Here is a 23491-nt window from a genome sequence, read left to right as displayed (position 1 = left end):
CCGCCCCCACCGCACGGCAAGGTGCGGCCCCCGTCATGACCCCGACCCGCATCCTGGTCACCGGCGGAGCCGGTTTCATCGGCTCGCACTACGCGCGCACGGTGCTGGGGCCGGACGGCCCGCCGGACGTCTCGGTGACCGTGCTCGACAAGCTCACTCGGGCCGGCAACCCCGCCAACCTGGACGACGTCCGCCACGCGCCGGGCTTCTCCTTCGTCCGTGGGGACATCTGTGACCCGGACGTCGTCGACGCGTTGGTCGCCGTGCACGACCAGGTGGTGCACTTCGCCGCGGAGACTCCCGTCGACCGCTCCCGTCCGGGCGGCGGGGGGTTCGTCCGCACGAACGTCCTGGGTACGCAGACCCTGCTCGACGCGGCCGTGCGTCACGGCCTGCACACCTTCGTCCACATCTCCGCCGTCGAGGTCTACGGATCCATACGCGCGGGCTCCTGGCCCGAGACCGACCCCCTGCGGCCCAACTCGCCCTACTCCGCCTCCAAGGCGGCGTCCGACCTGCTCGCGCTGGCGTACCACCGCACGTACGGCCTCGACGTACGGGTGACCCGGTGCTCGAACAACTACGGGCACCACCAGTTCCCCGAGCAGGTCGTCCCGTCGATCATCACCCATGTGCTGAAGGGCAGGCCGGTGCCCCTGTGCGGCAACGGGCTGAACGTCCGCGACTGGATCCACGTCGACGACCATGTACGCGGCATCGAACTGGTGCGCACGGGAGGCCGCCCGGGCGAGGTGTACAACATCGGCGCCGGCAACGAAGTCTCCCACCGCGAGCTGGCAGGCATGCTGCTGCACGTGTGTGGCGCCGACCGGGGGATGGTCCGTTTCGTCGAGCACCGGCGGAGCAAGGGCGATCACCGCTACTCGGTCGACACGACGAAGATCCGGACGGAGTTCGCCTTCGCACCACGCAAGGACCTGCTCGCCGGGCTCACGGAGACAGTCGACTGGTACCGGACGCATCGATCCTGGTGGGAGCCGCTGCTGTCGCGGGCCTGCCGAGAACCGAATGACCCGAATGACCCGAATGACTACGAGCGGCTCCCGTCATGAACGCACCCATCGAGGACTACGCGCTGATCAGCGACCTGGAGACCGCCGCCATGGTCGGCAGGGACGGGTCGATCGACTGGCTGTGCCTGCCCCGGTTCGACTCGCCGGCGTGTTTCGCCGCGCTCGTGGGCACGCGGGACAACGGATTCTGGCGGGTGGCTCCCGTCGCCGGAGGCGGTTGTACCCGTCGGACGTACCGGGGGGACACGCTGGTCCTGGAGTCGGAGTGGCGGAGCGCAGGCGGCGCTGTGCGGGTCATCGACTTCATGCCGCCGCGTACGCAGTCGCCGTGCGTGGTCCGCGTCGTGGAGGGGCTGTGGGGTTCGGTACCGATGCGCAGCGACCTGCGCCTGCGGTTCCACCAGGGCCGCGTCCGGCCGTGGGTCCGGGTCGCCGAATCCGGCATCTTCGCGGTCGCCGGGCCGGACGCCGTCTGGTTGCACGCCGACGGACCGGTGAACGTGTCCGGCCACGAGGGCGACATGCTGCACGACTTCGTGGTCACAGCAGGCCGGAGGCTGGCCCTGACGCTCGTCTGGTCGCCGTCGCACCTGACCGAGCCGCCGCCACCGCTGTCCGTTCCGGCGGAGACGGCGCTGAAGGAAACCACTGGTTTCTGGCGGCGCTGGAGCGCCCAGTGCCGCTACGAGGGCCCGTGGCGGGACGCGGTGGTGCGTTCCCTGATCACCCTCAAGGCACTCATCTACGCACCCACGGGCGGCGTCATCGCGGCACCGACCACCTCACTCCCCGGACGTGTGGGGGGAGAGCGCAACTGGGACTACCGGTACTGCTGGCTGCGCGACTCCACTCTGACCCTGTCGTGCCTGTTGCGCAGCGGTTACCGGGAGGAGGCCACGGCCTGGCTGGACTGGCTGGTGCGGGCGATCGCGGGTGACCCCGACCATCTGCAGACGGTGTACGGCGTCGAGGGGCAACGGCTGCTGACGGAGAGCGAGGCGCCGTGGCTGACCGGCTACGAGGGATCCCAGCCCGTCCGGTTCGGGAACTCCGCGATGAGTCAGTTCCAGCTTGACGTGTACGGCGAGGTCATGGACACGCTCTGGCTGTCCCTCCGGGCCGGAATCCTCATGCCGGCTCACGTGTGGGACCTGGTCGAAGTCCTCATGGGCTACCTCGTGCGGCACTGGCGCCGGCCGGACCAGGGACTGTGGCAGGTACGGGGTCGGCAGAGGCAGTTCGTGCACTCCAAGGTCATGGTGTGGGTGGCTGCCGACCGTGCGCTGCGCATGGGGGCGCTGCTCGGCAGAAACGGATCCTCGGGTGTGTGGCGGGCCATGCGCGAGGAGGTTCACCGGGACGTCTGCCGCAAGGGGTGGGACGCGCGGCAGGGGTCCTTCGTGCAGTCCTACGGCTCGCCGGTCCTCGACGCCTCGGCACTGCTGATTCCCAAGCTCGGCTTCCTGCCCGCCTCGGACGAGCGGGTGCGCGGCACCGTACGTGCCATGCGGCAGCTGGGGCACGGGGGGTTCGTGCGGCGATACGACGCGGACGGCGGCACCGTGCACGGGGCGGACGGTGTCCGCGGTCCCGAGGGCGCGTTCGTGTCGTGCTCCCTGTGGTACGCCCAGTGCCTCGCAGCGACCGGGCATCCGCTGCAGGCCCGTGCGGCCTTCGAACGCCTCCTCGCCGTCCGCAACGACGTCGGTCTGCTCGCCGAGCAGTGGGACCCGGACGAGGGTCGTCAATTGGGCAACGCGCCGACGGCGTTCAGCCACGCCGCTCTGGTGGAGACGGCGTTCGCCCTGTCACCGGCACCGTTCGCGAAGTCCCGTGGCCGGCGGCGTGAGAGCGGCGCGGCTGAGGTCGGCCGCGGTGCTCCGTCGAGGCGGCTCACGTGACTCCTCCCGTTTCCCGGCCGCGCAGGACGGCCGCCCCCTCGTCCAGCGTCATCGGCGGCGCGAACAGAAAACCCTGCCCGTACCGGCAGCCCATCGCGGCCAGCAGGTCGCGCTGCTCCGGCGCCTCGATGCCCTCGGCGATCACCTGCACGTCCAGCGTGGCGGCGAGCCGGAGGATCCCCTCGACCAGTTTGAGCTGCCGGGCGTCGTGCGGAATGTCGTCGATGAACGACTTGTCGATCTTGAGGACGTCCAGGGGGAAGTCGCGCAGATAGCGCAGCGAGGAGAAACCGGTGCCGAAATCGTCCACGGCGATGCGCACGCCGAGGCCCTTGAGATCCCGGATGATGCCGTCGATCTGGTCGTCCCGTCGCATGAGCACCGACTCGGTGAGCTCCAGTTGCAAGGAGCCCGGGAACAGGCCCGGGGTGCCCAGGGCCCGGGAGACGTCGCCGATGAAGCCCTCGTCCCGCCACTGACGGCCGGAGACGTTCACGCTGACGTACGGCGGCGCCGACCGCTGTACCTGGCTCTGCAGCCGGGCCATGTCGGCGGTGGCACTGTGCAGCACCCAGGCGCCCAGCGGCGTGATGCGGCCGGTCTCCTCGGCGAGGGGGATGAACTGGCCGGGCGGTACCGGCCCGTGCCGGTGGTGCGGCCAGCGGGCCAGCGCCTCGAAGCCGACGACGTGGCCCGCGACGAAATCCACTACGGGCTGGTACAGCAGTGCGAACTCGTCCCGGGCGAGCGCGTCGTCCAGCCGCACCCGCAGATCCTGCCGTTCCGTCATGCGCGTCCGCAGCTGGGGCCGGAAGCGGCGCCATTGGCGCTTGCCCGCGGCCTTGGCCGCGTACAGGGCCAGGTCGGCGAGGGCGAGCAGTTCCTGGGCGTCCGTGGTGTCGAGCGCGGTGGCCACGCCCACGCTGGCGGAGACGCTCACCTTGTCGCCGGACAGCTGGAAGGGCCGGCTCAGGGTCTGGATCACCTGCGCGGCCAGCAGTTCGGCGTCCAACGGCAGCTTGGCGTCCTCCATCAGCACCGCGAACTCGTCGCCGCCGAGCCGGGCGGCCGTGTCGGTACGACGCAGCGTCTCTTCCAGGCGCTCGCCCACCGCCTTGAGGAGCCGGTCGCCCGCCGGGTGCCCCAGGGTGTCGTTGACGATCTTGAAGTCGTCCAGGTCGATGAAGAGGAGACAGGTCAGTGCCGCTTCGCGTCGTCCGCGCAGCAGGGCGCGGCCGGTCCGCTCCAGCAGCAGGGTCCGGTTGGGCAGACCGGTGACCGAGTCGTGGAAGGCCCGTTGGGTGAGCTCCTGCTCCAGCTGGCGCTGTTCCGTCACGTCCCGCAGAGTGACCACCAGGCCGCCCACGGTCTCGTCCCGTCGCAGGTCGCGGCAGCGCACCTCCACCTCGATGTGGCCGCCCCCGCGCAGCACCCGCCAGTGGTCGTGGTTCTCCTTCCGCGCGTCGCCGTCCAGCCCCGCCAGGGTGCTGTCCATCCGCCCGTGGTCCCGGGGATCCACCAGCTCGCGCAGCGCGGTACCGGCCAGCGGGACGCTGCCGAAGACGGCTTCGGCGGAGGGGCTGGCGTAGCGCACGGTCGTGTCGTCGTTGATGATCAGGATGACGTCCGAGGCGCTGCGGACCAGGGTGCGGAAGTATGCCTCGCTCTCTTTCCGCACGATCTCCCGGCGCAGCGCGATACGGTCCGCCGCCAGACCCGCGTGCGAGGCGAGGATCTCAACGGAGCCGCGCACCTCGGAGAGACGGCGCTCCGGTCCCGCCGCCACCAGCAGGCTGGGGATGTCGTCGCCGGCCGTGCGGTCGAGCTGGCCGACACGGCACACCAGAGCACTCGGCAGCGTCCCGAGCCCGGTGGCGATGTCCGAAGCGAGCCGGTCGGCGGGGGCCAGGAGGGAGCCGCCCTGTGGATCGTTGCGCTGATCCGTGGGAGCGGCGGCATCCACCAGGAGGTCGTGGAGGTGCTGAGCCTTGGCGGTCGGCACGAGCAGGGTCCGGTGCGGCACGTCCGGCCCCATCAGGGCGGTGACCGCCGCGTCGCAGGCCAGCGCGATCTCGGCCGGCGCCATGGCCCCCACCAGGGATGCGGTGGCCGCGCGCAGCGCCTGCTCGCGCGCCACAGCCTTGCGGTGTGCGACGACCATCCCCGCGAGCCGGAGGATGACCAGCAGGAACAGCACGGTCGAGAACGTGGCCAGGACGGTCGCGTGGCGCACGCTGCCCGTCCGCTCCTCGATGATCAGGATGCAGGGCGCGATCAGCGTGGCCATGGTGAGCAGCGCGAGCCTGCGCCACGGCGGGTGCAGGGACTCCGGCCGGGGTTCCGGGGCGGTCAGCCGGGCCATCGAGGGGTGGAGCGCGGCCAGCCCCCAGGTCGTGTAGAAGAGGATCCAGCCGGCGTCCAGCAGTGTGTCGGGCGCCCGGCTCTCGTTGAGCTGCAGAATCCCGTAGGCGATGTCGAAGCCCAGGAGCGTGACCGTCCCCAGCCCGAGCAGTTGAAGGGTGCGGTGGTGGCCTGACCTCGGGCCGGCGGCGAGCAGCCGTGCCACCAAGGCCAGCAGCACGAGGTCACCCAGTGGGTAGGCGATGCTGATCGCGCGCTGCTGCCAACTGAGCCCGTCCAGCGCGGCGACCGGCTGCACCAGGTAGATCCAGACCGGCAGGCCCAGCCCGGCGGTGACGATCAGGGCATCCAGCAGACTGGCCAGGTCGCGATGGAGCCGGCGGTACGCCACGAGGCCGAACAGCCCCGCGGCGAAAAGCGGGTACACGGCGAGGAAGCAGGCGTCCGCGGGAGAGGGGTCCGAGGACCGGAAGTACTGTTCCTGCACGTCGTAGTACGTGTCACCGGCGGTGAAGACCAGCAGCCCGGCGGCGAGCGCGAGCCACGGCCACCTGTGGGCGGGCCGGTGGACGAGCACGCCGGTGAGGACGGCCGTGGTGCTGGCCAGGCCCATGAGGGCCTCCAGCGGGAGATGCGCGGCGCCAACGGTCAGGGAGACACAGGCGACACCCACCACGAAGACCAGATACGCGGTCATCAACCGGTGGGTCCGCAACATCGGCAAGCGCCTCCGGGCCGACATACCCCGGACGCGAACAACGCTGACCGGGCAGAGCCCGCCAATTTTAGCAATATGGATCATACCGCCGCATCTCGTCGTGGATGGCCCGGTGGCTCAGGTCTTCTTCTCGGGTCGCCGGGCGGAGCCGCCGTAGCCGCGGGGGTTGAGCTGCTGGAACCGCCAGGCGTCTCGGCATATGTCGTCGAGGTCCCGCGTGGCGCGCCAGCCCCAGGAGCGGGCCACGGCGGTCGGGTCGGCCACCCGTTCGGCCACGTCGCCCGGGCGGCGGGGCGCGGCCTCGAACGGGAGCGGGCCGCCGCATGCCCTGGAGAAGGCGGCGACGACGTCGAGGACCGTGCTGCCTCTGCCCGTGCCCAGGTTGAACACGTGCATACCGGGTGCGTCGGCGAGGTGGTCGAGTGCGAGACGGTGCGCCTCGACGGTGTCCATGACATGGGTGTAGTCGCGGACCGCCGTCCCGTCGTGGGTGGGGTAGTCGGTGCCGAACACCCGGAGCCGGTCCCGTCGGCCGATCGCCACCTGCGCCACGTACGGCACGAGGTTGTCCGGTGCACCGCACGGGTCCTCGCCTAGCAGACCGCTGGGGTGGGCGCCGGCCGGGTTGCAGTAGCGCAGGCACAGCACCGTGTACTCGGGCCGGCGGCGGCAGACGTCGGCGAGGATCTGCTCGCAGATCCACTTGGAGGCCGCGTACGGGCTGACCGGCCGGGCGGGGGTGGCCTCGTCGAGTGGTGCCGGGCCGGCGTCGCCGTGGATCGCGGCGGACGAGGAGAAGACGAGTTGGTGCACTCCGTGCTCGTGCATGGTGTGCAGCAGCGCGGTCGTGCCGCCGACGTTGGTGTCGTAGTACTCGACGGGCGTCTTCAGTGAGGTGCTCGCGGACTTGGCGGCGGCCAGGTGGACCACCGCGTCCACGGAATGCCGGGCGAAGACCGATGACAAGGCGTGCCGGTCCCGGATGTCCAGTTCGTAGACGGTGCCGACGAAGCGGCCGGCGATCCGTTCCACCCGGGAGAAGACCTGTGGCGTGCTGTTGGAGTAGTCGTCGACGACGATCAGCTCGTAGCCGTGGTCCAGCAGGTCGACGCAGGTGTGACTGCCGATGAAGCCGGCCCCACCGGTGACCAGGACTGTTGACGGTGCGCTCATGGGCACTCGGCCCCTCATCGGCATCGTACATTTACGACGTATATGTACGACTTTTCCACCTGGGGCCACCCCGCGTCAAGCGCGATGGCCCACGCCTCACGGGCCGCAGCCTCTCCTCACGCCCTGACCAGCAACTGGAAATCAAACGAGTACCGCGACGCCCGGTAGATGTGCGCCCCGTACTCCACCGGCCGCCCCGTGTCGTCGTACGCCGTGCGCTGCATGGTCAGCAGGGCGGCGCCCTCCTTCTCGTCGAGGCGCTCGGCCTCCTCGGGGGTGGCGGAGCGGGCGCCGATGGTCTGGCGGGCGCTGTGCAGGGTGATGCCGGCGGTGCGCATCATCCGGTACAGGCCCGTCGACTCCAGACGATCGCTGTCCAGGTCGAGCAGGGTGGCCGGGAGGTAGTTGCACAGCAGGGCGACCGGCTGGCCGTGGGTGAGCCGCAGCCGCTCCAGCACGATCACCTCGCTGCCCTCCGCGATGCCGAGCGCCGCGGCCACCTCGGGGGAGGCCGGCGCCCGCTCGTTGCGCACCACGTGCGTGGTCGGGCCCTGGCCGGCCGCCTCCAGGTCGTCGTACAGGCTGGAGAGCTCCAGCGGGCGCTTGACCTGGCTGTGCACGACCTGTGTGCCGACGCCGCGGCGCCGGACCAGCAGCCCCTTGTCGACCAGGGACTGGATGGCCTGGCGGACGGTGGGCCGGGACAGGCCGAGGCGGGTCGACAGGTCGATCTCGTTGCCCAGGAGGTCTCCCGGGGCGAGCGCCCCGTGCTCGATCGCGGCCTCCAACTGCTGCGCGAGCTGGTAGTACAGCGGCACGGGGCTGCCGCGGTCCAGGGCGAAGTCCAGGGATGCGAGCGCGGGGACGGATGCGGCACGGGTCGCGCCACGGGTCTTCGCCATGGACGTACCTCCCTCCGGGGTGGGTGACGGGATGTCAGGAGTGGCTGGGGAAACCGAGGTTGATGCCCGCGTCGGCCGGGTCCGGCCAGCGCGTGGTGATCACCTTGCCCTGGGTGTAGAAGGCGACGCCGTCGTTGCCGTAGACGTGCAGGTCGCCGAAGAGGGAGTCCTTCCAGCCGCCGAAGGAGTGGTAGCCGACGGGGACCGGGATCGGCACATTGACGCCCACCATGCCCGCCTTGACCTCCAGCTGGAAGCGGCGGGCGGCGCCGCCGTCCCGGGTGAAGATGGCGGTGCCGTTGCCCCAACGGGAGTCGTTGATCAGCTTGATGGCCTCGTCGTACGACTTGGCGCGCACCACCGCGAGGACCGGGCCGAAGATCTCGTCCCGGTAGGCGTCCGCCGTCACGGGCACCTTGTCCAGGAGGGAGACGCCGAGGAAGAAGCCGTCCTCGTGGCCCTCGACGGTGTAACCGGTGCCGTCGACGACGACCTCCGCGCCCTGCTCGGCGGCGGAGGAGACGTAGGAGGCCACCTTGTCGCGGTGCTCGCGGGTGATCAGCGGGCCCATCTCGGAGGACGGGTCGTTGCCCGGGCCGATCCGCAGGTTCTTCGCGCGCTCGGCGATCTTGGCGACCAGCTCGTCGCCCGTGTCGCCGACGGCCACGACCACCGACACGGCCATGCAGCGCTCGCCCGCCGAGCCGTAGGCGGCGTTGATCGCCTGGTCGGCGGCGAAGTCCAGGTCGGCGTCGGGCAGGACCAGCATGTGGTTCTTGGCGCCGCCGAGGGCCTGGACGCGCTTGCCGTGCTCGACCGCCTTGAGCTGGATGTACTTGGCGATCGGCGTCGAACCGACGAAGGACACCGCCTCGATGTCGGGGTGCTCCAGGAGACGGTCCACGGCCACCTTGTCGCCCTGCACGATGTTCAGGACACCGTCGGGCAGGCCCGCCTCGGAGGCGAGTTCGGCGAGGCGGAAGGAGGCCGAGGGGTCCTTCTCGCTGGGCTTGAGCACGAACGTGTTGCCGCACGCGACGGCCAGCGGGAACATCCACATCGGCACCATGGCCGGGAAGTTGAACGGCGTGATGCCCGCGACCACGCCCAGAGGCTGCCGGATCGAGGCCACGTCGACGCGGGTGGAGACCTGCGTCGACAGCTCGCCCTTCAGCTGCACGCTGATCCCGCAGGCCAGCTCGACGATCTCCATGCCGCGCGCGACCTCACCGAGCGCGTCGGAGTGCACCTTGCCGTGCTCGGCGGTGATCAGCTCGGCGATCTCGTCGCGGTGGGCGTCCAGCAACTCGCGGTACTTGAACAGGATCGCGGTGCGCCTGGCGAGTGAGGAGGCGCCCCAGGTCTCGAACGCGGCCTTCGCCGCTGCGACGGCCGCGTCCACCTCGTCGAGGTCTGCGAAGCCGACCTGCTTCTCCTGCGCGCCGGTCGCCGGGTTGTACACGGCGCCGAAGCGGCCGGAGGCGGACTCGACGGGCTTGCCGCCGATCCAGTGGGGGATGGTCTTCATGGTGCAAGGGCCTTTCACGGTGCGGTCGTTCAGAGGTGGCGGCGCTGGCCGGCGACCTGGCGTTCGTACTCCTCGCGGGCCTGTACGGCGGCCTCGCGGGAGGCGGTCGCGGCCACCGGCACGTCCCACCAGGCCTCGGCCGGGGGAGCGGCCGGGCCGGCGGTGTCGGTCTCGACGTAGACGCAGGTCGGGCGGTCGGATGCGCGGGCCGCGGCGAGCGCCTCGCGCAGTTCGCGCACGGTCTTGGCGCGCAGCACGTCCATGCCGAGGCTGCCCGCGTTGGCGGCCAGGTCGACGGGGAGCGGGGCGCCGGAGAAGGTGCCGTCGGCGGCGCGGTAGCGGTAGGCGGTGCCGAAGCGTTCGCCGCCCACCGACTCGGACAGGCCGCCGATGGAGGCGTAGCCGTGGTTCTGGATGAGGACGAGGTTGACGGGCAGGCCCTCCTGGACGGCCGTGACGATCTCGGTCGGCATCATCAGGTAGGTGCCGTCGCCGACCAGGGACCAGACCGGGGTGTCGGGCGCGGCCTGCTGGACGCCGATGCCGGCCGGGATCTCGTAGCCCATGCAGGAGTAGCCGTACTCCAGGTGGTACTGGCGCCGGCTGCGGGCCCGCCAGAGCTTGTGCAGGTCGCCGGGGAGCGAACCGGCCGCGTTGATCACCACGTCCTCGTCGCCGACGACCGTGTCCAGGGCGCCCAGAACCTGGGTCTGGGTGGGGACCGCGTTCTCGTCGGCGGCGGTGAAAGCGGCGTCGACGACCTGCTCCCAGCGTTCCTTGCCGTCGCGGTACTCGGCCTCGTAAACCGAGTTCACACGGTGGCCGTCCAGTGCGTCCGTCAACGCTGTGAGCCCCGCACGTGCGTCGCAGACGACCGTCCGGGCCGCCAGCTTGTGAGCGTCGAACGCGGCGATGTTGAGGTTGACGAACCGTACGTCGGGCCGCTGGAAGAGCGTGTTGGAGGCGGTCGTGAAGTCGGTGTACCGCGTCCCCACACCGATCACCAGGTCGGCCGCCCGCGCGAGGTCGTCGCTGACCGCCGTACCGGTGTGGCCGATGCCGCCGAGGTCGGCGGGGTGGTCGTGGCGTAGTGAGCCCTTGCCCGCCTGGGTCGAGGCGACCGGGATGCCGGTCGCGTCCACCAGCGCCTTCAGCGCGTCCTCGGCGCCGCTGTGGTGGACGCCGCCGCCGGCGACGATCAGCGGGCGCTCGGCGGCCCGGATCGCCGCTACCGCCTCTGCCAGCTCCTGCGGATCGGGAGCGGGACGCCGTACGTGCCAAACGCGCTCGGCGAAGAACTCCTCCGGCCAGTCGTAGGCCTCGGCCTGCACGTCCTGGGGGAGGGCGAGCGTGACCGCGCCGGTCTCCACCGGGTCGGCGAGGACGCGCATGGCGCCCAGCGCGGAGGGGATCAGGGCCTCGGGGCGGGTGACGCGGTCGAAGTACCGGGAGACCGGGCGCAGGGTGTCGTTCACCGACAGGTCCGCCTCCACAGGGTGCTCCAACTGCTGCAGCAGCGGGTCGGCGACGCGGGTGGCGAAGTAGTCGCCGGGCAGGAGCAGGACCGGCAGCCGGTTGATGGTGGCCAGGGCGGCGCCCGTCACCAGGTTGGTGGCGCCGGGGCCGATGGACGTCGTCACCGCCTGCGCGGAGAGCCTGTCGAGCTGGCGGGCGTAGCCGACGGCCGCGTGCACCATGGCCTGCTCGTTGCGGCCCTGATGGAAGGGCATCGTGTCCTCGCCGGCCTCCAGGAGGGCCTGGCCGAGGCCGGCGACGTTGCCGTGGCCGAAGATGCCCCAGGTGCCGGCGATCAGCCTCCGGTGTACGCCGTCGCGCTCGGTGTACTGGGCGGACAGGAACCGCACCAGGGCCTGCGCGACGGTCAGGCGGCGGGTGGGGGTGCTCATCAGGACTTCTCCGGTGCCGTGTAGAGGGGGAGGCGGGGGTCGACCGGCTGGTCCGGCCAGGTGTCGCGGACCCAGGCGTGATCGGGGTGGTCGCAGATCAGCCAGGCGCGCTCGGGCTCGGGGCCCGCCATGACGTTGAGGTAGTACATGTGGTGGCCGGGCACCGCCATGGACGGCCCGTGCCAGCCGTCGGGGATCAGGACCACGTCGCCGCCGCGCACCTCGGCCAGGACGTCCGTGTTCCGGCCGTGTCCGGAGGGGGAGACGCGCTGGTAGCCGAGGCCGGGGACGCCGTCGTGGCCCGCGAACTCGAAGTAGTAGACCTCTTCGAGGACGGACTCCTCGCCGGGCCGGTGCTCGTCGTGCTTGTGCGGCGGGAACGACGACCAGTTGCCGCCCGGCGTGATCACCTCGACGGCGATGAGCTTGTCGCACTCGAAGACGCTTGCCGCGCCGAAGTTGTTGACCTGGCGGCTGCTGTTCCCGGTGCCGCGCAGCTCCACCGGCACGTCGGAGGCCGGACCGTAGCGGGCGGGCAGTCGGCGGGTGCAGCGGGCGCCGGTGAGCGCGAACCGCCCGCCGCCTGCGCTCGTGACGGTCGTACGGGCGTCGCGCGGCACGTACGCGAAGTCGCTGACGGCGCTGAACACGCTGTCGCGGCCGGTGAGGGCGAAGGTGTCGTGGCCGAAGTCGTCGGCGGCCGACACCGTGCAGCCGCCGGCGAGCGGCAGCACGATCCACTCGCTCTCGCCGGTGTCGAAGGTGTGCGTGCCGCCCGGTGGCAGCTCCAGCACCCGCAGGCTGGAGTAGCCCCAGCCGGCCCGCTCCGGCGTCACGTCCACGACATAGGGGCCGCCGAGGGCCTTTCCGGCGGGAAGGTGATACGTCATCTCGTTCCTCCGAGTCACGACAGCCAGGTCACAACAGGCCCACGGCCGTGTCGACCGCCGTCTCAACAGTGCCCTCGGCCGGGTAGAGCAGCGACCGGCCGACGACCATGCCCATGACCGTCGGCAGCCTGAGGGCCTTGCGCCAGCGCTCGTAGGCACCCTCCTGGTCCTCGCCCACCTCGCCGCCGAGCAGGACCGTCGGCAGCGTGGAGGTCTCCAGGACCTCGCCCATGGCGTCTGGGTCATCGGTGACCGGCAGCTTCAGCCAGGTGTGGGCGGAGGTGCCGCCGAGGCCCGAGGCGATGGCTATGGACCGGGTGACGGCCTCGGCGGACAGGTCGTTGCGGACCCTGCCGTCGATCCGGTGGGAGACGAAGGGCTCCACGAACAGCGGTAGTCGGCGCTCCGCCATGGCGTCGATCGCGCGGGCGGTGGACTCCAGGGTGGTCAGCGAGCCCGGGTCGTCGTAGTCGATGCGCAGCAGCAGCTTGCCCGCGTCGAAGCGGAGGCGGGCGATGTCCTCGGCGCGATGGCCGGTGAAGCGGTCGTCCAGCTCGAAGGCGGCGCCCGCCAGGCCGCCGCGGTTCATGGAGCCCATGACAACCTTGTCGTCGAGCACGCCGAGCAACAGCAGGTCCTCGAGGATGTCGGCGGTGGCCAGCACCCCGTCCACGCCGGGCCGGGCGAGCGCGACGCACAGGCGCTCCAGCAGGTCGGCCCGGTTGGCCATGGCGAGCCCGCGGCCGCCGACGCCGAGCGCGCCGCGCGCCGGGTGGTCGGCGGCCACGATCATCAGGCGGCCGCTGTCGCCGACGAGCGGGCGGCGCCTGCGCCGGGCGGCCGCCTCGGCGATCGCCTCGGGGTGCCGGGCCCGGACCGAGACGAGGTCGGTGATGCTCAGGGACAAGGAAGGCTCCGTTCAGGCAACAGTGGCTCGCGCGAGGAGGTCGTCGACCTCGGCCTCGGTGGGCATCGCGGAGGAGCAGGCGAGGCGGGAGGCGACGAGGGCGCCGGCCGCGCCCGCGTACCGCATGATTTCGGCCAACTCCCAGCCGGAGAGCAGCCCGTGCACCAGCGCGCCGCCGAAGGCGTCGCCGGCGCCGAGGCCGTTGGCCACCTCCACCGGCACCGGCGGGACCTCGGCGCTGGTGCCGTCGCGGTGCACCGCGAGGACGCCCTTGGGGCCCTGCTTGACGACCGCCAGCTCCACGCCCGCCGCCAGCAGCGCCTCGGCGCAGGCCTGCGGCTCGCGGACGCCGGTCGCGATCTCGCACTCGTCGAGGTTGCCGACCGCGACGGTGGCGTGCCGCAGGGCCTCGGCGTAGTAGGGGCGGGCTTCCTCGGGGTCACTCCAAGCTGTGTCACTCCAAAGCGCGGGGCGCCAGTCGAGGTCGAAGACGGTCGTGCCGGTCCGGTCGCGGGCCTTGAGGGCGGCCAGCGTGGCCGAGCGGCTGGGTTCCTCGCTCAGCCCGGTGCCGGTGATCCAGAAGACCCGGGTCGCCCGAATCGCGAAGAAGTCCAGGTCTCCGGTGTGTATCTCCAGGTCAGGGGCCTTAGGCTGCCGGTAGAAGTAAAGAGGGAAGTCGTCCGGCGGAAAGATCTCGCAGAAGGTCACCGGTGTCGGGTACGCGGCGACGGGCGCGACCCAGCGGTCGTCGACGCCGAACCCCTTGAGCGCCTCGTGGAGGTAGGCGCCGAAGGGATCGTCACCGGTGCGGGTGATCACAGCGGTGGCGCGGCCCAGACGGGCGGCGGCGACCGCGACGTTGGCGGCCGAACCACCGAGGAACTTGCCGAAGGTCTCGACCTGCGGCAGGGCGACGCCCGACTGCAGGGGGTAGAGATCGACTCCGATACGGCCCATGGTGATCAGGTCGAAGGGCTGGGCTGACTCGGTCATGCGTGCTCCTCGGACGGGACTGGGGACGCGGGTCCCAAGGGGCCTGCCGCCCTCAGGTGTAGGCCCCGACCGGGGACGCTGTCAATAGTTTGTACTTACATTCGGACTAGCTCGTGAAATGATGTCTTAACAAAGTATTGACACCGGGCGCGACCGGGGGTTTGATCCCGTCCCAGCGCAACCGCCGCGTTTGCGGCGCACGACCCGAACATGCCAAGATCCCGGGCTCTGGATCTTCGAGATCCCTCTCCTTTCCCCCGCAAGCACAGTGAGGTGCCAGGAAAGATGGAACGCTCTTCTCACCCCCGCTCCCGCAGACTCGCCCCCGTCGTCGCGGTGGCTGCTGCGGCTGCCCTGACCCTCGCCGGCTGCTCCAGCAGTTCCGGGGGAAAGAAGTCCGAGAACAACGGCGCGGCGGCTTCCGCCGGCAAGGCCACCACCCCCCGCATGACCGTCGCCCTGGTCACCCACCAGGCGCCGGGCGACACCTTCTGGGACATCGTCCGCAAGGGCGCCGAGGCCGCCGCGGCCAAGGACAACATCAAGCTCATCTACTCCGCCGACCCGAACGCGGGCAACCAGTCCAACCTGGTGCAGAACGCGATCGACCAGAAGGTCGACGGCATCGCGGTCACCCTCGCCAAGCCGGATGCCCTCAAGGCCGTCATCGGCAAGGCGAAGTCGTCCAACATACCCGTGGTGGGCCTCAACTCCGGCGTCAGCGACTGGAAGAAGCTCGGCCTGATGGAGTTCTTCGGCCAGGACGAGTCGGTGGCCGGCCAGGCCTTCGGCAAGAAGCTCAACGAGCTCGGCGCCAAGCACGCCGTCTGTGTCGTCCAGGAGCAGGGCAACGTCGGCCTGACCCAGCGCTGCGACGGCCTGAAGAGCACCTTCTCCGGCAAGACCGACGTCCTCAACGTCAACGGCACCGACATGCCGTCCGTGAAGTCGACCATCACGGCCAAGCTGAAGCAGGACAGCTCCATCGACTACGTCGCCACGCTCGGCGCCCCCTACGCGCTGACCGCGGTGCAGTCGATCTCCGACGCCGGCAGCAAGGCGAAGGTGGCGACCTTCGACCTCAACAAGGACCTCACCACCGCCATCAGCAAGGGCACGATCCAGTTCGCCGTGGACCAGCAGCCGTACCTGCAGGGCTACCTGGCGATCGACTCGCTGTGGCTCTACAAGAACAACGGCAACTACAGCGGCGGCGGTGAGCAGCCCGTGCTGACCGGTCCGGCCTTCGTCGACAAGTCCAACGTCGCCCAGGTCGCCCAGTTCGCCGCGAAGGGCACCAGGTGACGAGCATGACCCAGCACGCCGAGCCGGCGGTGACCGCACCGCCGGCCCCCGGCCCCAAGGAGTCCGACGGCCGCACGGCCGAACGTCCCCTGGCCGTACGCCTGTTGGCCCGGCCCGAGGTGGGTGTGTTCCTCGGCGCCGTGGCGGTCTACGTGTTCTTCCTGATCGCGGCGCCACCGGTGCGCGACGGCAGCGCGATGGCGAACATCCTCTACCAGTCCTCGACCCTCGGCATCGTCACCATCCCGGTGGCCCTGCTGATGATCGGCGGCGAGTTCGACCTGTCCTCCGGCGTCGGCGTGATCACCTCCGCGCTGACCGCGAGCATGACCGCCTACCAGCTGACCCTCAACGTCTGGGTCGGCGTGATCGCGGCCCTGATCGTCTCGCTGGCGATCGGGTTCTTCAACGGCTGGATGGTCGTCAAGACGGGCCTGCCCAGCTTCCTGGTCACCCTCGGTACCTTCCTGATCCTTCAGGGCGTCAACCTCGCGGTGACCAAGCTGGTCACCGGCAATGTGGCGACCGACGACATCAGCAACATGGACGGCTTCGACCAGGCCAGGAAGGTTTTCGCCTCGTCCTTCGACATCGGCGGCGTGCAGGTGAAGATCACCGTGTTCTGGTGGCTGCTGTTCGCCGCGATCGCCACCTGGGTGCTGCTGCGCACCAGGTACGGCAACTGGATCTTCGCGGTCGGCGGCAACAAGGACAGCGCGCGAGCCGTCGGTGTCCCCGTGGCCTTCACCAAGATCTCCCTGTTCATGCTGGTCGGCTTCGGCGCCTGGTTCGTGGGCATGCACCAGCTGTTCTCGTTCAACACGGTGCAGTCCGGCGAGGGCGTGGGCATCGAGCTGATCTACATCTCCGGCGCGGTCATCGGCGGCTGTCTGCTGACCGGCGGCTTCGGCTCGGCGATCGGCCCGGTCTTCGGCGCCTTCATGTTCGGCATGGTGCAGCAGGGCATCGTGTACGCCGGCTGGAACCCCGACTGGTTCAAGGCCTTCCTCGGCGTCATGCTGCTCGGCGCCGTCCTGATCAATCTGTGGGTCCAGCGCACCATGACCCGGAGGTGACCCGATGACAGACAACGGAACCGGAACCCACGGAGCCATCCTCGAGGACACCCCGCCCGAGGGCGGGGACGCGCCGATCGTCGAGCTGCGCGGCGCGGGCAAGTCCTACGGCAACATCCGTGCCCTGCACGGCGTCAGCCTCCAGGTCCACCCCGGCAAGGTCACCTGCGTGCTGGGCGACAACGGCGCCGGCAAGTCCACCCTCATCAAGATCATCTCAGGGCTGCACCAGCACACCGAGGGCGACTTCCTCGTCGACGCCACCCCCGTCCGCTTCTCCACCCCCCGCGAAGCCCTCGACAAGGGCATCGCCACCGTCTACCAGGACCTCGCCGTCGTCCCCCTGATGCCGGTGTGGCGCAACTTCTTCCTCGGCTCCGAGATGACCAAGGGCCCCTGGCCCCTGCGCCGCCTCGACATCGCCCGCATGAAGCAGACCGCCGACCACGAACTGCGCGAGATGGGCATCGTCCTCGACGACCTCGAACAGCCCATCGGCACCCTCTCCGGCGGCCAGCGCCAGTGCGTCGCCATCGCCCGCGCCGTCTACTTCGGCGCCCGCGTCCTCATCCTCGACGAGCCCACCGCCGCCCTCGGCGTCAAGCAGTCCGGCGTCGTGCTGAAGTACATCGCCGCCGCCCGCGACCGCGGCCTCGGCGTCATCTTCATCACCCACAACCCCCACCACGCCTACATGGTCGGCGACCACTTCAGCGTGCTGCGCCTGGGCACCATGGAACTGTCCGCCTCCCGCGACCAGGTCAGCCTCGAGGAACTCACCAACCACATGGCAGGCGGCGCCGAACTCGCCGCACTCAAGCACGAACTCAGCCAGGTCCGCGGCGTCGACGTCGAGGAACTCCCCGAGGAGACCGACCTCACCGCGCCCCTCGCCACCGGTCCGGAAGGCGCGGCCTGACATGGCGGGCGCACTGGACCGCATCCGCGTCGGCTCGGCCCCCGACTCCTGGGGCGTCTGGTTCCCGGACGACCCCCGGCAGGTGCCCTGGGAACGCTTCCTCGACGAGGTCGCCGAGGCCGGCTACCCGTGGATCGAGCTGGGCCCGTACGGCTATCTGCCGACCGACCCGGCCCGGCTCGGCGAGGAGATCGCCAAGCGGGACCTCAAGGTGTCGGCCGGCACCGTCTTCACCGGCCTGCACCGCGGCCCCGCCGTCTGGGACGCCACCTGGGAGCACGTCGGCCAGGTCGCCGCGCTCACCCAGGCGATGGGCGCCCGGCACCTGGTCGTCATCCCCTCGTTCTGGCGGGACGACAAGACCGCCGAGATCCTGGAACCGCCGGAGCTGACCCACGAGCAGTGGGCCCACCTCACCAAGGGCATGGAACGCCTCGGCCACGAGGTGAAGGAGACCTACGGCCTCGACATCGTCGTGCACCCGCACGCCGACACCCACATCGACACCGAGGCCCACGTCGAACGGTTCCTCGACTCCACCGACGACGAACTGGTCAACCTCTGCCTCGACACCGGGCACTACGCCTACTGCGGCGGCGACAGCGTCAAGCTGATCGAGACGTACGGCGAGCGCATCGGCTACCTGCACCTCAAGCAGGTCGACCCCGAGATCCTTGCGGACGTCGTCGCGAACGAGGTGCCGTTCGGGCCGGCCGTGCAGCGCGGGGTGATGTGCGAACCGCCGTCCGGTGTACCGGAGCTGGGTCCGGTGCTGGAGGCCGCGCAGAAGCTCGGCGTGGAGCTGTTCGCGATCGTCGAGCAGGACATGTACCCGTGCGAGCCGGACAAGCCGCTGCCCATCGCGGTGCGCACCCGCAGGTTCCTGAGGTCCTGCGGCGCCTGACCTCCCGGAGGGGGACGACCATGGCTCAGCCCGCAACGCTGCAAGTCGCCGTCGTCGGCGCCGGGAAGATGGGCGCCGACCATGTCCGCCGGATCCAGCAGGTCACCAGCGGGGCCCGGGTGAGCGCCGTCGTCGACGTCGACGCGGAACGCGCCAAGGCCGTCGCCGCCCGCGTCGACGGCTGCACCGCCTACACCGACCCGGCCGCCGCGATGGCGGCGGCCGACGTCGACGCCGTGCTCATCGCCTCCCCGGGGCCCGCCCACGAGGCGGCCCTCCTGGCGGCGTTCGAGCGCGACCTGCCCGTGCTGTGCGAGAAGCCGCTCACCCCGGACCCGGCCTCCGCCCTGCGCGTCATGGAGGCCGAACAGCGCCTCGGCCATCGCCGGGTCCAGGTCGGCTTCATGCGGCGCTACGACGCCGAGTACCTGCGGCTCAAGGCACTGCTGGAGACAGGCCAGTTGGGCCGGCCGCTGATGCTGCACAACCGGCACCGCAACGTCGCGAGCCCGCCCGGCTGGCGGAGCGAGATGCTCATCAACGACTCCGTGGTGCACGAGATGGACGTGACCCGCTGGCTGCTCGGCCACGAGATCACCGCCGTCACGGTGCTGCGCCCGACCCCGTCCGCCAACGCCCCGGACACGGTGCAGGACCCGCAGTTCGTGCTGTTCGAGACCGACGGCGGCGCGGTCGTCGACACCGAGATCTTCGTCAACTGCGGCTTCGGCTACCAGGTCCAGGCCGAGGTGGTCTGCGAACGCGGCACCGCCCGCGTCGGCGACGGCCACGCCCTGGTCACCAACATGGCCGGCCGTTGGGGCGGCACCATCGCCCAGGACTTCACCGAACGCTTCGCCGACGCCTACGACCGCGAGGTCCAGGCCTGGGTGGACGCCACCCGCCGCGGCGAGGTCACCGGCCCGGGAGTCTGGGACGGCTACGCGGTCGCGGCGGTGTGCGAGGCGGGCGTCAGGGCGCTGGAGGACGGCGGCCGGGTCACCGTGGAGCTGGTGGAACGTCCGCCGCTGTACCGGGCCGGCCGAGCGCACGGGTGAACACGACCCGCGGCGGCTGCCCCGGCCCGTTGTACTCCTCCACCACGCGCACCTCGAAACCGAGACTGCGGTGGAAGGCGATCGACCCCTCGTTGGTCACCGAGGTGATCGCCTTCAGCCGCACCGCGCCCTGCCGCCGGGCGGACTCGGTGAAGGCGCCGTACAGCTCCCGGCCGAGCCCGGCCCCGCGGGCGTCGTCCCGCGTCGCCACGAGATGGACGTATCCCGTGCCCCCGGGCGTGACGAAGCCGATCAGATAGCCGAGCACGCCCTCGTCCGACCTGGCGACGAGGCAGGTCTCGCCGAACTCGTGGACCAGGGGCAGCAGATGCAGCGCCCGCATGTCCCGCTCGCCCCAGTACCGGGAGTGGTCGGCGAGGACCTGCTGGACGTCCGCGAGCCGCGCCGGGACGATCCGGGACGTCACCTCAGCCCCCGATCGCCGTGCGCGGCCGCGGCTCGAAGCCCGCCGCCCGGTAGCAGGCGTCGATCAACGTCATCGTCGCCACCGCGTCGTCCGCGTCCAGCGGCAGCGGGGCACCGCCGCGCACCCGCTCCGCGAAAGCCTGGAGCTGGTACGTGTACGACGACCGGGTGCCCAGCCGCTCGGTCCGCTCGCCCTCGGCGGTCCGGACCACGATCCGGTCGTCGAGCTGCGGCAGCACGAAGTTCGGGGCGCTCGCCTCGCCGCGGGTGCCGACGATCCGGCAGCTCATCTCCAGCTCGTGGTACGCCATGTGGCAGCGGGCCGAGCCGGTCGCACCGTCCGGGAAGGCGAGTTCGGCGTCCAGCCACTCGTCGACGCCCGGCGCGCCCGCCCGCTCGCCGCCCCGCGCGGACACGAGCCGCGGCATCCCGCCCGCCCACGGCGCCAGCATGCGCTGGGCGTGCAGGCTGTAGCAGCCGAGGTCCATCACGGCGCCGCCGGCGAGCGGGAGACACCAGCGCGGGTCGGTGTCCGGGGGAGCGGGGATGGCGACCAGGGTCTCCACCCGCCGCAGCTCGCCGAGCTCACCGCTCGCCACGATCTCGTGCAGGCGCCGGGTGACCGGGTGGAAGAGGTAGTGGAAGGCCTCCATGAACACCGTGCCGGCCTTCGCGGCGGCCTCCCGCACCTCGGCGGCCTCCTCGGCGTTGCTCGCCGACGGCTTCTCGCTCAGTACGTGCTTGCCGGCCGCGAGGGCGGCGAGGTTCCACGGGCCGTGCAGGCCGTTGGCGAGCGGGTTGTAGACGACCTCCACCTCGGGGTCGGCGAGCAGGTCCGCGTAGGAGCCCACGACCCGCTCCACGCCGTGCCCGGCGGCGAAGGCCTCGGCGCGGGACCGGTCGCGCGCGGCCACCGCGACGATCCGGTGACCGGCGGCGCGGGCCGGGTCGACCAGGGCGTTCTCGGTGATGCGTGCGGCTCCCAGGATGCCGATGCGCAGGGGCTGCGCTGCCGGTTCGCTCATGACGTCCGTTCCTCCTTGATCGGTTGTTGCGGGTTCAGTGTGCCGGTGGGAAGTGACGGCGGGCGAGGTCCTGGGCATGGGCCACGGTCGACTCGATCAACTCGAAGGCGGGCAGCCCGCCGACGTAGTACGTGTTCGCCCGGCCCTGCAGCGCCTCCAGCCGCTCCAGCGCGCCGTCGGCTAGGTCGGCGCTGCCGAAGTGCGGCATGAACGCCCACGCCTGCCGCAGATGCACCTCCTCCAGCCGCCCGCCGAGCCGGGCGACGTCGTCGGGCAGCAGCGCGGCGACGTCCTCGGGGCGGCCGTAGGAGTAGAAGGTCCGCACCTCGCTGCCCGGGTAGCGGTGGTGGTACGAGACACAGTGACCGGACGCCGCGCGGCTCGCGGTGTGCCGGCCGAGGAAGTAGAAGGCGTCCTCGGGCAGACCGGGGGCCGACGCGAGCGTGGTGTGGTACGCGTTGGCGCGCACCCGTCCGGCGAGGTCGCGCTCTTCCTCGGTGGCGTCCAGGACCGGCAGGATCCGGTCCAGGGGGACGGCCAGGACCAGCGCGTCCGCCGACACCGGGCCCGCGTCGGTGTGCACCCGCACCCCGTCGGCATCGCGCTCCACCGACACCACCCGCACCCCGCACCGCACGTCCTTCAGCTCGTCGGCGACCCGCCGCCACAGGGTGTCGAACCCGCCCACGACGGTGAACGCGCCCGTGTGGCCGAGGAGTTGGGTCCTCTGGGACAACAAGCCGGTCATCTCGGCGTACTTGACGAAGTACAGGGCCGGCAGGTCGTCGTCCAGATGGCCGTACCCGGCGGCCGTGTACCCGGTGCCGAACGACTCGGCCATGGAGTGCAGCCGGTGCTCGGCGAGCCACTCGGCGACCGGGGCAGCGAGGGCCCGCGCGGAGTGGGCGAGGCCGGGTTCGGCGATGTGCGGGAACTCCCGCTCCCGCAGCGCAAGGTAGCGCCGGAGGGCCCCGTCGCCGAGGAACGACATCGTCTGCCGGGCCGCCTCGCCCCCCTCGGTGTCGAGGACGCGGTAGCGGCTGGTGCGCTCGGTCTCCACGTCCAGCTCGTCCAGCAATGCCGCGGTCCGCTCGTACACGGGGGTGCAGATGTGGCCCCCGAGGTCGTAGGCGTGCCCGTCTATGTCGACGCTGCGGCACTTGCCCGCCACGGTGTCCTGTTCCTCCAGGACGGTCACGCGGTGCCCGGCGCGCTCCAGTTCCCGGGCGGTCGCGAGGCCGCTCGGTCCTGCGCCGACGACCACCACGCTGCGGTGGCGTGCGGTGCCTTCGGACGGCGGGGACATCGGCTCCTGGCCGGCGTTCATGGTCGTCGCTCCTCGGTAGGCGGGACGTGATCCGTCCCTGGGTCATACGTGGAGAGACGTGATGGTGTTCCGGATGCCTGAGAGGGGGCGGCACCCGGAACACCGACACCGGGCCGGCGCCCGTCAGGCGGTGCGCACCTCCGCGACCGTCACCGGCCGGTGCTCCTGCAGCGACAGCGTGCAGGCGTCGGCGATCCAGCCCGCCTCCAGCGCGTCGGCGACCGTGCAGGGCGAGGGCCGGGCACCGGCGACGACCTCGGTGAACGCGGTGAGTTCGGCGCGGTAGGCCTCGGTGAAGCGGTCCATGAAGAAGTCGTGCGGGGTACCCGCCGGGAAGGTGACACCGGGCTCGACCGAACGCAGCGGCAGCTTGTCCTCCAGGCCCACCGCGATGGAGTCCGTAAAGCCGTGGATCTCCATCCGGACGTCGTAACCCCGGGCGTTGTGGCGGGAGTTGGACACCACCGCGATGGTGCCGTCGTCCAGGGTGAGGATCGCGCCGGTGGTGTCGGCGTCGCCCGCGTCCTTGATGTACTCCGCACCCCGGTTGCCGCCGACGGCGTACACCTCGACGACCTCGCGGCCGGTCACCCAGCGGATGATGTCGAAGTCGTGCACCGAGCAGTCCCGGAAGATGCCGCCGGAGGCGGCGATGTAGGCGGCCGGCGGCGGCGCCGGGTCCAGCGTGGTCGACCGCACGGTGTGCAGCTTGCCCAGCTCGCCGCCCTGCACGGCCGCGCGGGCGGCGACGAAACCGGCGTCGAAGCGGCGGTTGTAGCCGATCTGGATCGGCACGTCCGTGCCCTCGACCGCCTTGAGCATCCGTACGCCCTCCGCCATGGTCTTCGCGACGGGCTTCTCACAGAAGACGGGGACGCCTGCCTCGACGCCGGCCAGGATCAGCCCGGGGTGGGCGTCGGTCGCGGCCGCGACCACGATGCCGTCCACGCCGGCGGCCAGCAGGGCCTCGGGCGAGTCCACCACCTCGCCGCCGAACCGCTCCGCGGCCGACTTGGCGGCGTCCGCGAACGGGTCGGTGAGGACGAGCGACTCGACCACGTCGAGTCCGGAGAGGGTCTCGGCGTGGAAGGCGCCGATGCGGCCGAGGCCGAGAATGCCGATACGCATGGGGATGCA

Annotated in this window: 19 protein-coding genes; 7 read left to right on the top strand and 12 right to left on the bottom strand. The window is 71.2% G+C overall.

Annotated elements, in window-relative coordinates:
* Nucleotides 1-35: 35 nt before the first annotated feature.
* Nucleotides 36-1073 carry a dTDP-glucose 4,6-dehydratase gene (rfbB, locus tag ACIRVK_RS10925; protein ID WP_404245390.1) on the top strand — a complete coding sequence of 346 codons (1038 nt, stop codon included), beginning with the start codon at nucleotides 36-38 and terminating at the stop codon, nucleotides 1071-1073.
* On the top strand, nucleotides 1070-2935 hold the full coding sequence (locus tag ACIRVK_RS10920; RefSeq protein WP_404245388.1) for a glycoside hydrolase family 15 protein: 1866 nt from the start codon (nucleotides 1070-1072) through the stop codon (nucleotides 2933-2935). Before rfbB ends, ACIRVK_RS10920 begins: the two co-directional genes overlap by 4 nt.
* On the opposite strand, the gene ACIRVK_RS10915 is transcribed toward ACIRVK_RS10920, so the two are convergent.
* From ACIRVK_RS10915 to iolC, 8 genes are all read right to left on the bottom strand, one after another.
* On the bottom strand, nucleotides 2928-5993 hold the full coding sequence (locus ACIRVK_RS10915) for an EAL domain-containing protein (protein WP_404245386.1): 3066 nt from the start codon (nucleotides 5991-5993) through the stop codon (nucleotides 2928-2930). The genes ACIRVK_RS10920 and ACIRVK_RS10915 overlap by 8 nt on opposite strands.
* Nucleotides 5994-6131: 138 nt before the next feature.
* A complete protein-coding gene (gene galE / locus ACIRVK_RS10910) occupies nucleotides 6132-7187 on the bottom strand; it encodes a UDP-glucose 4-epimerase GalE (protein ID WP_404245384.1) in 1056 nt (351 codons plus the stop codon).
* Nucleotides 7188-7303: 116 nt separating this feature from the next.
* Complete coding sequence (locus ACIRVK_RS10905) at nucleotides 7304-8089, bottom strand: GntR family transcriptional regulator (protein WP_404245382.1); 786 nt, start codon at nucleotides 8087-8089, stop codon at nucleotides 7304-7306.
* Nucleotides 8090-8123: 34 nt separating this feature from the next.
* Nucleotides 8124-9617, bottom strand: coding sequence for a CoA-acylating methylmalonate-semialdehyde dehydrogenase (locus ACIRVK_RS10900; RefSeq protein ID WP_404245380.1), 1494 nt, complete (start codon nucleotides 9615-9617; stop codon nucleotides 8124-8126).
* A 29-nt stretch (nucleotides 9618-9646) separates the two neighbouring features.
* The gene (iolD, locus tag ACIRVK_RS10895; RefSeq protein ID WP_404245378.1) at nucleotides 9647-11524 is read right to left on the bottom strand and encodes a 3D-(3,5/4)-trihydroxycyclohexane-1,2-dione acylhydrolase (decyclizing); all 1878 of its coding nucleotides are present in this window, start codon (nucleotides 11522-11524) and stop codon (nucleotides 9647-9649) included.
* Nucleotides 11524-12414 (bottom strand): 5-deoxy-glucuronate isomerase, encoded by an 891-nt coding sequence (iolB, locus tag ACIRVK_RS10890; protein ID WP_404245376.1) that lies wholly within the window; start codon nucleotides 12412-12414, stop codon nucleotides 11524-11526. The genes iolD and iolB overlap by 1 nt, the downstream gene beginning before the upstream one ends.
* A gap of 28 nt (nucleotides 12415-12442) precedes the next feature.
* Nucleotides 12443-13321 carry a deoxyribose-phosphate aldolase gene (locus tag ACIRVK_RS10885; protein WP_404245374.1) on the bottom strand — a complete coding sequence of 293 codons (879 nt, stop codon included), beginning with the start codon at nucleotides 13319-13321 and terminating at the stop codon, nucleotides 12443-12445.
* 12 nt (nucleotides 13322-13333) lie between these two features.
* Nucleotides 13334-14314, bottom strand: a complete 981-nt coding sequence (iolC, locus tag ACIRVK_RS10880; protein ID WP_404245372.1) for a 5-dehydro-2-deoxygluconokinase — start codon at nucleotides 14312-14314, stop codon at nucleotides 13334-13336.
* 285 nt (nucleotides 14315-14599) lie between these two features.
* Here iolC and ACIRVK_RS10875 point away from each other — a divergent pair, with 285 nt between their 5' ends.
* Genes ACIRVK_RS10875 through ACIRVK_RS10855 form a run of 5 tightly spaced genes read left to right on the top strand, consistent with a single transcriptional unit; the run spans nucleotide 14600 to nucleotide 19576 of the window.
* Nucleotides 14600-15619, top strand: coding sequence for a sugar ABC transporter substrate-binding protein (locus ACIRVK_RS10875; protein ID WP_404245370.1), 1020 nt, complete (start codon nucleotides 14600-14602; stop codon nucleotides 15617-15619).
* A gap of 5 nt (nucleotides 15620-15624) precedes the next feature.
* The gene (locus ACIRVK_RS10870; RefSeq protein WP_404245368.1) at nucleotides 15625-16695 is read left to right on the top strand and encodes an ABC transporter permease; all 1071 of its coding nucleotides are present in this window, start codon (nucleotides 15625-15627) and stop codon (nucleotides 16693-16695) included.
* A gap of 4 nt (nucleotides 16696-16699) precedes the next feature.
* Complete coding sequence (locus tag ACIRVK_RS10865; protein WP_404245366.1) at nucleotides 16700-17614, top strand: ATP-binding cassette domain-containing protein; 915 nt, start codon at nucleotides 16700-16702, stop codon at nucleotides 17612-17614.
* A gap of 1 nt (nucleotide 17615) precedes the next feature.
* Nucleotides 17616-18518 (top strand): sugar phosphate isomerase/epimerase family protein, encoded by a 903-nt coding sequence (locus tag ACIRVK_RS10860; RefSeq protein WP_404245364.1) that lies wholly within the window; start codon nucleotides 17616-17618, stop codon nucleotides 18516-18518.
* Nucleotides 18519-18538: 20 nt separating this feature from the next.
* Nucleotides 18539-19576 (top strand): Gfo/Idh/MocA family protein, encoded by a 1038-nt coding sequence (locus tag ACIRVK_RS10855; RefSeq protein ID WP_404245362.1) that lies wholly within the window; start codon nucleotides 18539-18541, stop codon nucleotides 19574-19576.
* Here the strand turns inward: ACIRVK_RS10855 and ACIRVK_RS10850 are convergent.
* From ACIRVK_RS10850 to ACIRVK_RS10835, 4 genes are all read right to left on the bottom strand, one after another.
* The gene (locus tag ACIRVK_RS10850; protein WP_404245360.1) at nucleotides 19518-20003 is read right to left on the bottom strand and encodes a GNAT family N-acetyltransferase; all 486 of its coding nucleotides are present in this window, start codon (nucleotides 20001-20003) and stop codon (nucleotides 19518-19520) included. The two genes, ACIRVK_RS10855 and ACIRVK_RS10850, sit on opposite strands and share 59 nt — an antisense overlap.
* A 1-nt stretch (nucleotide 20004) precedes the next feature.
* Complete coding sequence (locus tag ACIRVK_RS10845) at nucleotides 20005-21027, bottom strand: Gfo/Idh/MocA family protein (RefSeq protein WP_404245358.1); 1023 nt, start codon at nucleotides 21025-21027, stop codon at nucleotides 20005-20007.
* Between the two features lie 34 nt (nucleotides 21028-21061).
* Nucleotides 21062-22354, bottom strand: coding sequence for a flavin monoamine oxidase family protein (locus tag ACIRVK_RS10840; protein ID WP_404245356.1), 1293 nt, complete (start codon nucleotides 22352-22354; stop codon nucleotides 21062-21064).
* Between the two features lie 123 nt (nucleotides 22355-22477).
* Nucleotides 22478-23482 (bottom strand): Gfo/Idh/MocA family oxidoreductase, encoded by a 1005-nt coding sequence (locus ACIRVK_RS10835; protein WP_404245354.1) that lies wholly within the window; start codon nucleotides 23480-23482, stop codon nucleotides 22478-22480.
* Between the last annotated feature and the right edge of the window lie 9 nt (nucleotides 23483-23491).

This window comes from Streptomyces sp. NPDC101152 (assembly GCF_044768275.1).
GTDB lineage: Bacteria > Actinomycetota > Actinomycetes > Streptomycetales > Streptomycetaceae > Streptomyces.
The sequence above is the reverse complement of the archived record's forward strand: the minus strand, read 5'-3'. Positions and strand labels throughout refer to the sequence as shown.